The sequence below is a fragment of the Microcoleus sp. BM001215392 genome (assembly GCF_036700185.1).
Taxonomy (GTDB): Bacteria; Cyanobacteriota; Cyanobacteriia; order Cyanobacteriales; family Microcoleaceae; genus Microcoleus.
This window is the reverse complement of sequence record NZ_JAUBOJ010000289.1, coordinates 1-9,948: the sequence shown is the minus strand read 5'-3', so window position 1 is coordinate 9,948 and position 9,948 is coordinate 1. Positions and strand designations below refer to the sequence as shown.

At 42.8% G+C, this 9,948-nt stretch carries 11 protein-coding genes and 1 pseudogene; 7 read left to right on the top strand and 5 right to left on the bottom strand.

Annotated features, from left to right (window positions below):
* Positions 1-51 precede the first annotated feature (51 nt).
* From QT974_RS24745 to QT974_RS24730, 4 genes are all read right to left on the bottom strand, one after another.
* Positions 52-426, bottom strand: a complete 375-nt coding sequence (locus QT974_RS24745; RefSeq protein ID WP_333471061.1) for a hypothetical protein — start codon at positions 424-426, stop codon at positions 52-54.
* Positions 420-2,639, bottom strand: a complete 2,220-nt coding sequence (locus tag QT974_RS24740) for a hypothetical protein (RefSeq protein ID WP_333471060.1) — start codon at positions 2,637-2,639, stop codon at positions 420-422. The genes QT974_RS24745 and QT974_RS24740 overlap by 7 nt, the downstream gene beginning before the upstream one ends.
* Before the next feature lie 38 nt (positions 2,640-2,677).
* Positions 2,678-3,229 (bottom strand): hypothetical protein, encoded by a 552-nt coding sequence (locus tag QT974_RS24735; RefSeq protein WP_333471059.1) that lies wholly within the window; start codon positions 3,227-3,229, stop codon positions 2,678-2,680.
* A 163-nt stretch (positions 3,230-3,392) separates the two neighbouring features.
* Entirely contained in the window at positions 3,393-3,584 is a 192-nt protein-coding gene (locus QT974_RS24730) for a hypothetical protein (RefSeq protein WP_333471058.1), read from the bottom strand.
* 40 nt (positions 3,585-3,624) lie between these two features.
* Here QT974_RS24730 and QT974_RS24725 point away from each other — a divergent pair, with 40 nt between their 5' ends.
* From QT974_RS24725 to QT974_RS24695, 7 genes are all read left to right on the top strand, one after another.
* Complete coding sequence (locus QT974_RS24725; protein WP_333230031.1) at positions 3,625-3,987, top strand: HNH endonuclease; 363 nt, start codon at positions 3,625-3,627, stop codon at positions 3,985-3,987.
* Positions 3,965-4,198 (top strand): hypothetical protein, encoded by a 234-nt coding sequence (locus QT974_RS24720; protein WP_333471057.1) that lies wholly within the window; start codon positions 3,965-3,967, stop codon positions 4,196-4,198. The genes QT974_RS24725 and QT974_RS24720 overlap by 23 nt, the downstream gene beginning before the upstream one ends.
* 271 nt (positions 4,199-4,469) lie before the next feature.
* The gene (locus tag QT974_RS24715) at positions 4,470-6,104 is read left to right on the top strand and encodes a hypothetical protein (protein ID WP_333471056.1); all 1,635 of its coding nucleotides are present in this window, start codon (positions 4,470-4,472) and stop codon (positions 6,102-6,104) included.
* Complete coding sequence (locus tag QT974_RS24710; protein ID WP_333471055.1) at positions 6,097-6,609, top strand: hypothetical protein; 513 nt, start codon at positions 6,097-6,099, stop codon at positions 6,607-6,609. The genes QT974_RS24715 and QT974_RS24710 overlap by 8 nt, the downstream gene beginning before the upstream one ends.
* A 49-nt stretch (positions 6,610-6,658) precedes the next feature.
* Positions 6,659-7,456, top strand: a complete 798-nt coding sequence (locus tag QT974_RS24705) for a mobilization protein MobD-like protein (RefSeq protein WP_333471054.1) — start codon at positions 6,659-6,661, stop codon at positions 7,454-7,456.
* Between the two features lie 634 nt (positions 7,457-8,090).
* Entirely contained in the window at positions 8,091-9,212 is a 1,122-nt protein-coding gene (locus tag QT974_RS24700; protein WP_333471053.1) for a DUF6753 family protein, read from the top strand.
* Between the two features lie 58 nt (positions 9,213-9,270).
* Positions 9,271-9,693 (top strand): hypothetical protein, encoded by a 423-nt coding sequence (locus QT974_RS24695; protein ID WP_333471052.1) that lies wholly within the window; start codon positions 9,271-9,273, stop codon positions 9,691-9,693.
* Here QT974_RS24695 and QT974_RS24690 read toward each other — a convergent pair.
* Positions 9,635-9,948 (bottom strand): annotated as a pseudogene (locus QT974_RS24690) (hypothetical protein); the annotation flags it as partial. The gene QT974_RS24695 and the pseudogene QT974_RS24690 sit on opposite strands and share 59 nt — an antisense overlap.

Here is a 9,948-nt window from a genome sequence, read left to right as displayed (position 1 = left end):
ATTCGTTTATTTTACCAGATGCCGTCACTGAATTTTTTTTGACCTGAATCCTTACGCAGGTAAAATAGCTGTTAGTTCAGTATCAATTATCTGTAAAATTAGAGATGTTCCACCATTGTCAGCAACAGGCAAGATGCCTGTTCCACCATTGTCAGTAACAGGCAAGATGCCTGTTCCACAAGAGATAAATTTTCTCGCTTCACAGGCATCTTGCCTGTTCATAAAAGGCGGATTGATAATCGCGCAATATCTCTGTAAAATAGGACTTACGCATGGTAGCCCAGAAACCGGGTTTTTTACTGAGTCTGAGGGACTGAATTTAATTACTTGTTTTAAATCATATTCTTGATTCTGGAAAGTGTCGATCGCCTCTATTTCCCAGTCAGGATGGCTGTTTCCCAGTATAATTAGAGTTAAACTTACCATTGTGTGCGATCGCAAATTGCAGACTGTTTGTAATTCATTTCTCGTGCTAATCTTTCAAATCCAGAAGCGCGCATATCCGGCGCAGCCACCGCAATTAAACACTCATAGGCTAATTCGCCTTCTCCCTCTGCTAGCAAAACTTGCGCTAATTTTAGCAAAATCGGCATCCAAGGTATCGGATCGATTTCGCAATCGGGTAAGTTGCGGCTAATTAGTCCACCATAATTGTCAATTTTATCTAACCATTCTTGCGGGTCAATGTCAACTTGCCTCTTCAGTTTAGCATATCCGCGTTCGAGTTCTACTCGTGCTAGTTCTGACGGTAAAGTTGCTGTCGCTTGTAATTGAGATAATGTGATTGTCGCTGATGGACGATCGCACATCATGACTTGACGCCAAGTCAACCAAGCATCTAAAAAACGATCGCCTGTTGTTTGTGGATATTTAGTGCTGGGGGCGATCGCCTTTCCACTGACTAATTCGCACCAAGATGCTAAAATTTGGATGTGAAATCGGGATGCCCAAAAATTTAAATCTCCGATTAAAACAGCTAAAATTGGTTTCCAGGCTTTCCCTACATTTGGATTATCTTGTTTGGCTTTACTTGCTGCTAGAGTGAATGCTGCTAACAAGTGCTGAATATTAAATATATCTAGCTTACCAGAATTATGTAAATTAGTATTTCTCCAGATGGATGTAGCTGTGTTATTATCGAATCCCAAGCTGGGAATTAGTAAATCTATAACTACCGAATATTGCTGGAGATTCATCTCGGTTAAACGTTGTTTGGCGTGATGGTAGATGTGTTGTCTTTTTTGGCGATCGGCTACAAAACTACACGCAAACAGCAATACTCGTACAGCCATCAATTCTACGGATGTTTCCCGATAGGTTTTAGGTTGTAATAGCCTTTCGAGGGCTTGTTGGGCGATCGGCGATATCCCCGAACTTACCATCACTGTCGGCTGAATTAAACCTTTCAAAAGTAAGGCAATTTCTTTGGCTTCTCCTACAGGTAATAAACCTGATTCCAGCCACTCATGCCAAGACTTTTTCGTCACCCATTCGATCCATTCTAAATCGCTACAACTTTGTGTATTTTCAAATTGAGTAAAATCCGATGAATCGACAATTACTCTCCCTTGAAAATATCCAAATAACTTTTCCAAACAAAGCTGTAAAGGCAACAAATCAAGAACTTGTTGCTGTTCGACTTGCAGCCAAATATCTATTTCTTGTTGATTTTGCCTGACTATTTGATAATTCAGAATCCCAGGAAATTTCGGCAAAGAGAGTTCTCCCGGACATTGAAAGCCTTGCTGTGTCTTGATTTGCTCTTGACTGCGACCGAGAATTTTTGCGGTTATGTGCGATCGACCGCAAGGACAGACATCAGGATCGAATTGAAGGCGATCGCCACATTGATATCGAATCAAAGGCATTGTATAATTAAATAAATCTGTAGTGACTAATTCACCGTCAATAATTTCATACAAACAGCGATCGACATCTAAATGCAGCCGTCCGAATTCAGGACAACTCAAACCCGAAATTCCTGTTTCTTGGCAACCGTACTCATTAATAACTGGAGCTTGAAAAACAGACTTAAGTAACTCTTCTTGAAACTCAAATAAAACCTCACCCGTGCAAATCACGCCTAAAACCGCAGGAATAGAATCCCCAGAAAGAGCAGCAGCAACTTCAGACAGACGACTGGGATAACCTCGAATCACCGCAGGTTTAATCTGCAACAATTCGGATAGATTTTTGAGCCAATCAGGTGTAATATTTCCAATTAACGCAACATCATTAACTCGAATCGGCTGCAAGCGGCTGGCGAGATTAATAATTGGGACTTCTTCATCAATTCCCCACCAAGCTAAAGCACGTTTTCGGGCCAACAAACGCGCTTCATTCCACTCATTCCCGGCAAAGTAGGTATAAAAATCACCTGAAGTTCCGCTAGTCATTCCTCGGTAAACTAAATCGTCAAGACTAGCGAGAAATAACCCAGGATTTTGCCGGACTATTTGTTTGTCAATAGGCTGCAAGTTAGCAAAAGCTGTTTGCCAATCTGGCACAAGTTGTTTCAAACCCGACTGCGAATCAATTAATCCAGCTTGCAAAAAGCGGTGGTGATTTCCCGGGACAATTGCGGCAATTTGTAAAACTCGTTTTAAGTTGATTGCAGTGCGATCGTTCAATTCTGCCATAAGCTATCGTTGATGTAAGGCTTTGAAATTGATCCTTATTATTGAGAGTCTCTTTGAGCGATTCGCTCTGCAATTTGCAGCCAATCTTCATGAATCACAACTTGTCTATCCCCAGACAATCCTCTCAAGTTATTCCGCTGTATTTTTAGCGGTTTTTCGCAAAAATTACCCAAAGGTTTGAGATAAGCTTTATTTACCCAACCCACTGTGAATTCAGGCGCATTCGCAAACCCATTTCCTCGACTACCTCCGTGAAGATTTTGACTGCTAGAACTATATTCACTGCCAATTTTTACCCACTTTCCTGTAGCATCTCGATCGCCCGTAACAACTTGCCAGCCTTTAGGCACTAGCCCGATTACCGGCCCGTCCGGGGAAGAACGGATAGTCAGGGGATCTGTTTCGGTAACGACTTGAGCAAAGGGTCGAGGTTGGGCTCCGTAGGGACAATTTTGAGCCTGTAAAGTTGTTTGGGAGGGCGTCGCCAAAGTGGTTTTGATACCCAACAGAGATAATAGAGTTAAGCTCACAAATAGCGCAATTTGTTTCCAAACTTTTAAGGGATTCACAGAATCTATCGTCTTTTTCATATAAATGAAGTGCAATAACAGCATCAATTATACTATATCTCATCTACCTGAGAAAGGCTATATGGCCAAGTTATCATTTGTTCGCCTCAAGTTTAGGAAAACCAAACATTCAATCATGCTTGCGGAATTGTGGCTTGAAAATAACCCCGATTGTTTTGCCGAATTAGTCCAGTTTTTGCAACGCATCCTTGGTGCGGGACAGCAGCGGTATCTTGATTGAAGCGGCGATCGCGATCGCCGCTAACCCCGATTTCGAGGCAAACTCAAACCAAAACCCAATCCGCCCACCATGCCCAAACTCCCTGACTGCGATCGCTTTTATGCCCGGATGAGACGGTATTCTGAGTAATGGCAACAAAAGCGATCGCCCTATAGAGAGATGAGCTTTGACGTTTATGGCAAAACCCAAAAGGTATCCAAAAAATTGGCGAGAGATTGCGCTCTCAGTGAAAGAAAGTGCGCTCTGGCGCTGTGCTAAGTGCAACCAACAATGCCTCAGACCTGGTAAACAAAGTGGCTTAACCAAATCCGAACGTTGTTCCTTAACTTTAACAGTGCACCACCGCAACCGGATACCAGAGGATAATCGCCCAGAAAACTTAATTGCTCTTTGTACTGCCTGCCACCTTTCTTATCACAATCGCGGGCAATCCAACGTATCGCCTGGACAATTATCGCTGTTCCCCGATGATGGCATTGACTGGGATATGATGGATTGCTCTCTGGAATCGGCAATTGAAAATATCAAAGAATATTAAAGAATTAGCAGAACTGCTTCAACCCTTGCAGCAAGAAGATAAAAATCTGCACGGAACACGCGCAGATTCTCACCAATACAAACTGAAGCAAGCGCTTGCGGAAGTAGAGTTGCAGAGTTTCGAGCGGAAACATCAAATCAAGCTACCCGAAGATTACCGTACCCAATTTATTTCTTTGAAGCTCCAGAAATCCCGGCTCAACTTGAGTTAAACGAAGACAGGATAGTTATTAAAATTAATCGTTTGCCTTTCATCTTAGCGTAACCTTGACATAGTTGCTCTTTGTAGGAAGCGCAAAGCAATCGGCACAAACCGAGATATTTTCCTTGAAAGGCCGTCTGTCCCCGCCATTTGGAGAAGGCCGTCTGTCCCCGCCATTTGGAGGGGGCTATTTTAACTATCCAAAACCACCATAATTGGTGAGGTCAGACTTAAATAGAAGCCAATACTATCATTTTATAACGTAATAAAATCCAGCGTTTATGAAGAAAAAACCCTCAATACCAGATGCGATTCTGGCTATAGATTTTGGCGGCTTATCTACTAGAGTTTTCTGCCAAAGCTCGCAAGCAGGCAGTAAAGCAAGCTCCTTTGTAATGGAATCGCAGGTGGGGCCGGTGAGCCAAGACATAGCCAATTGTTTCACAAAACCTAACCTTGCATCGGCATCTCCCGAAAATATCGCTTGGGTGGCAATTGGTAATGAATGTCGAGCCGTTGGCTACCTGGCAGCAGCGCAATTCAATGCTCATATCGGTTTGGCGGGACTGAAGTACAGTAGCGCTTTGTACAAAGCTCTAGCAGCTTTGTGGGTGGTGTCGCGGAAGTTAGATTTAGGCAATCAATTCAATGCTGCGATCTCCGTTTTCTTGCCCCCAGGTGAATTTAATGACTCCAAACAATTTTTTGAGCTATTAAGTCAATACTCTGCTTCATTTGAAACACCCACCGGTAAGCTATCCGTCACCCTGGACAAAACCCAAGCTTTGCAAGAAGGCGGCGGCATTGCTTTGATCCACAACAGCAATTTAGGTTCAGCCTTCAAGCAGCGGGTAACTGCCTTTGTGATGGTAGGATTTCGCAATGCTTCGATAATAGTTTCGGCACGCGGTGCTGTCGGTAAAGGCAAAACTTCAGACTTAGGAATGGTAAAGTTGGTGGATCTAGTTCAAGAGCGAACCTCTAACTACGATGCTTCCCGTTTGGCTTTATCGATCGCTTCTTCAGGTGTAAGCTACAACCGCCCTTACTTTTACCGAATTGCTCGAAATCGAGAGGATGCAGCGAAAGATCGAGAAGTTGACCAATTGATTGAAGCAGTCAAGCTGTCTCGCTTTGACTACGCTCGAATGTTATCTCATTGGATTAATGAAGTGCTGCCGCCCGATTTAGATGAAATTGTATTTTGCGGGGGTACTTCTGAATATATGAAGCCCGAACTGCGAAATCAGTTTTCTCATTATTCACTGTCTTGGCACGCAGGTATAACAGTGCCAAAAACACTTGACCCTGATGGCTTAGGTTGTCGCATAGCTGATGTTTACGGACTATTTTCTTACTTCAAATCTCAGTTTGAGGTACTGAGGCAAAGGTCTGTTGCGACAACTTCTCAGAGGGCAGAAGATACAACTTCCAGTTCAGGAGATGCTCCAGTCCCTACGACTGATATACAGAGTGTAAAAGAATGTGCTGAACAATCTACCAAGCCAAAATCTGAACAATCTACCAAGCCAAAATCTGAACAACCTACTCACCCAAAATCCGAGCAACCTACTAAATTAAAAGTTGAGCAATTTACTCACGCTAAATCAGAGCAATCTACTGAACAAAAAATTGAGGAATCTACTGAGCAAAAGACTGAAGATATTACTGAACAAAAATTTGAAGAACCCGCTGAACAAAAGACTGAAGATATTACTGAACAAAACACTGAACAATGTGCTAAACAAAAGGCTGATTCAAGTATCAAAGATAGCTGCTTAGATGCTTCTGATGAATTGAGTGATGAGTCGAATACAGAACCTTCATTAGAGGAATCTGAAGCAAACTTAGATGCAGCTATCTTATTGGGAGGGCCCTACCGAGGTTCTGGAAAGAAGGTGAGGAATTATGCCTAGAAAACGCTACAAGGAATTTTGCTGGCGCTGTCAAGTTTTGCCAGATTCCGAAGACGCTATCTTGCTGTCTTACCTGCAAAATCATCCTTTTTTTAGTTTAAAGGAAACGATTTTACCTCTGATCAAAGCGCGGTGGCTGTTAGCAGCTTTACGCAATAGCGGTAATCATTCTAGTACAGACTTAGAGTATTTGAGGCGAGAGAGCATTAATTTTTTGCTCAGGCAGATAGATGAAGTTTGCCGAGATGTGGGATTTAACTGTACCGAGTTAGGAGCAATTGCCCCTGGTATTTCTTCGGGTTTAATTCCTTTAGCTACTTTCTCTCACTTGTCGAATCCAGGTACATCTATTGCTACGGAATTAACTACCCCTGAGAGTTCAAATCCCGCAAGTTTGCCCGAAGAAAAAGAACCAGAGGAATTTTCGGGAGAAGTTGAGTTTGAAAACAGCGCATTTAACTTAGCTGGTTTCGATCCGGCAATGGTCGGGCCTAGCTTTAGTTAAAAATTATTAAGTCTTGAATAGACATCGACATCCAGCAAGGAGGAATGAAATGACTAACATGATTCACTTGGTTGACGGCGAGAAAGGTGGCGTTGGCAAGTCAATGCTAACGCGCCTTCTGGTTGAATTCAATCAGAAGTATGAACTGCTGTACACCTTAATTGATGGCGATTTTCAAAATCCTGACGTGCAGCAGCGCTATCCTGAACACAATGCAAAAATCGTAGCTTTAGTTGAGGATGAAGAGAAGTTTTTCGAGATCGACATTATTTTTGAAACGGCAGTGGAGACTCCTGTTATTGTCAATTTACCAGCTCGGGTTTACGGCATTATCAACAAATGGATTGACGAAGCTAATTTAACTTCTCCTGATTTTAAAGAGCAGTCAGGAGTTGATGTTTGCAAGTGGTTTATTTGCGGCGGCACGACTGACAGCATTGAAATGTTTATTGACTCTTTCAACTACTTTGAAGGTAAGCTCAATCACATTTTTGTTCGTAATTTTGGAGTTTGCAAAGATTGGTCGCACGTACAAAGCCATAAGGAAATGAACAAGCTCATTAATAATTATCGAATTCCTGTCGTAGACTTGCCGGCGCTGAGTGCAAGAGAGCGCAAGTTTATTGATACGAAGCGGTTGTCATTTTCTCAAGCAATGAAACACTCTGAATTTTTCTTAATTAGTCAGCAGCGATTGCATACTTTTCTGGAAGACTGTTTCCGTCTCATAGAAGATGTAGGTTTGTTTAACAACGCACCCAATCGCAATAAAAAAGAAGTTATCGGTGCCTACGAACGAAAAATAAATGAGGAAATGCAGATAGAAAATGAGCAGCCAAATGAGTAACAAAATAAGCAACAGGTTGTAAAGTCTCAGGAGGCTGTAATTTGTAAAAAAGGTATCGTAAGCTTTTAAGAATCTAAATTAAGGCTTACGCACAGACTCTACTGATAGGGTGTGCCGAAACCAGCCCGCTGGCTGAGTGCAATCAACGCAGTTGTGTTATCCCAAGCGTTGGATCTTAGCAATAAACGTTGTTTATTGCGTTTAAACTCTGAAAGTAAGAAGATTGATCGATCGCCCGCTACGAGATTTCCTGGGTTTCAAAAACTTCTTCACCACTGGGCCAGCGGGCTGGGTGTGCCGAAACACATCTTAATACTACAGATAGTGTCTAAACCGATAATTTGCGGGTATTCCTGTAAATTTTACAGTCATATCAATTCCGGTTGCACTCCTTATGAGGTTGACTGTTGACTGTTGACTGTGAATCGAACAACTGAAAATTGCGCCGAGATAGGTGGCGACTTGTAACAATCATTCATGAATTGCCCTCTAATTTATCACCTGACGATGCAGCCGGAAACGATATCAATGGGTGATGAACTCGTTAGGAGACGGACAAAATGTGAGTTCAGACTATAGAAGGCGCGATGCAGAACAGCATAAAGATTAGGATTTTGATTAGGTAGGAGGTTAAATGTCCGATCGACTTTTAGAAGAACTTTCCGAAGTTGACTCTGAAGAGTTTGGCGAGATATTGGAAACGCCAAGGGAACAGGGCAGACTTAATAATACCAAAAATAATTCCATACAATCCGCTGAAAATTCGCAAAATTTGCCCGATTCTCCAGATACATTCCCAGAAGATGCAGTAGAAGAAAAGTTGAAATCAGATGGGAATAAGCTAAATGAAGAGGAGTTTTGGGAACTCATAGACGATGATTCGAGGGAAAGAGAAGCTCTGAACAGAGATCCTTTATGTGCCCCTCCCATGTACGAGAGAGATACTGAGTCACTAATCAGCCAGGTACTCAAGGGAAAAGACTCCAAATTTCGCTCTCATGTCATTCAGACAGCTTACCGATACGGCCTCAATAAAAATGACCCACTTTTTATCGTATTGCTGGCCACAGGTCAACTCGAACTGCTGCTAGAAAAAAAACCGCAAGAGATTGACCAGTTTTTCAAGAATTGGCAATCTAAATGGCAAGGTGATTTGAAAGATTCTCAAGCTGTCATCTCTCAAGAATTGGAACAAGTTCGCCAACTAACTGAAAATTGGGAAAAAGAAAGCAGAGAGTTTTTAGAACGGCAGGGAAAAGCGGCTGTTAGGGTGCAACATCGCCACATTTCCAACTCAGTTTACACCCTGGTGCGACAAGCAGCTTTAGAGAAAGTTGCTCACGATATTTGGTCCGTGATTTTTGGGAGCGGGGTGGTGTTAGGGGCAATGGCGATCGGCGCTTTTATCGGGTTAGCTGTGCCCCGGTTCATTCCACCGCCTGAACTCGACCCAAAAGGGCCGCGCCAGCTCACTTTAGAACAAGCCGTAGCGCTCGAATGGGGGCTGAGCAAAGAGGGTCAGTTTGCTCGCAAGAACGCGGATACAATTCAGTGGGCAACAAGCAATGAAGGGAAATATGCTCGCCAACTTATGAGCTGGAATCAAGCTTTGTTGAGCGAGAAAGGTGGCCAAAAACTGTGTGAAACTGAGATAAATAGATTGGGGGTGACGCTGACAGTAGAGGGTAAACCTGCACAAAAAGGATTTTGTACTTTGTGGATTCGCTCCCCTCAAGAACGAGAGTTTGTTCCTTGAGGGCAAATACTAAAATCGAGAATGGGATGTAAATAAGTTAGCTTAACAGGAGAAATCTATGATTGCCAATTTGAACAATCAGCCGTTACCTGACCAAAATCAGAAGCAAGTGCAGTCGCAAATATCGGGTGTTTTAGTTGCACTAGACGACCCATTCGATAAGATGGTTTGGGATTACTGTTTGAGTCAAACATACCCAATATCGGAACAGATTAAGATTGTGCTGAGTGCTTTCTGGGGGCCGTTTGCTGCTAAAAATGCTAGCAAGTCTCCAGAGCGAGTGCGAGCGATCGCTTGTTATTCACTGCGACAATTAGCAGCTCAACAAAAATTGATTGGCTCAGTGTTTGAACTGTCAAGTGAATCAAATAAAATTTCCGAAGTTATTGCTGTTCTCAAAAGGGAAAATAGTTGTGAGGCACTCAATCAAGTTTGTGTCTATCCTCAATCTGTTCTAAATACTGCAATTCGGTGGGAGTAAGAACCGTTGCTCTTTCTAACAAGTTCAGAATTTCGACTTCAAACGGATCTAGATTTCCTAATTTGTGAAGTCGGTCAGTGGGATCGCAAATTTCTTGAAGTCCGGGTTGATTTTCGAGCGGTACAGCAGTAAGAGCCGAGTGTTTGAAGGTGTACAAGTGCATAGTAACGGTGGGGATGTGTCGCATCCACACAGGGGCGGTTTTCTCCCCGACTGACTGAATGCGGCCTAACCTGCCGTTAACATCTTCGCGAT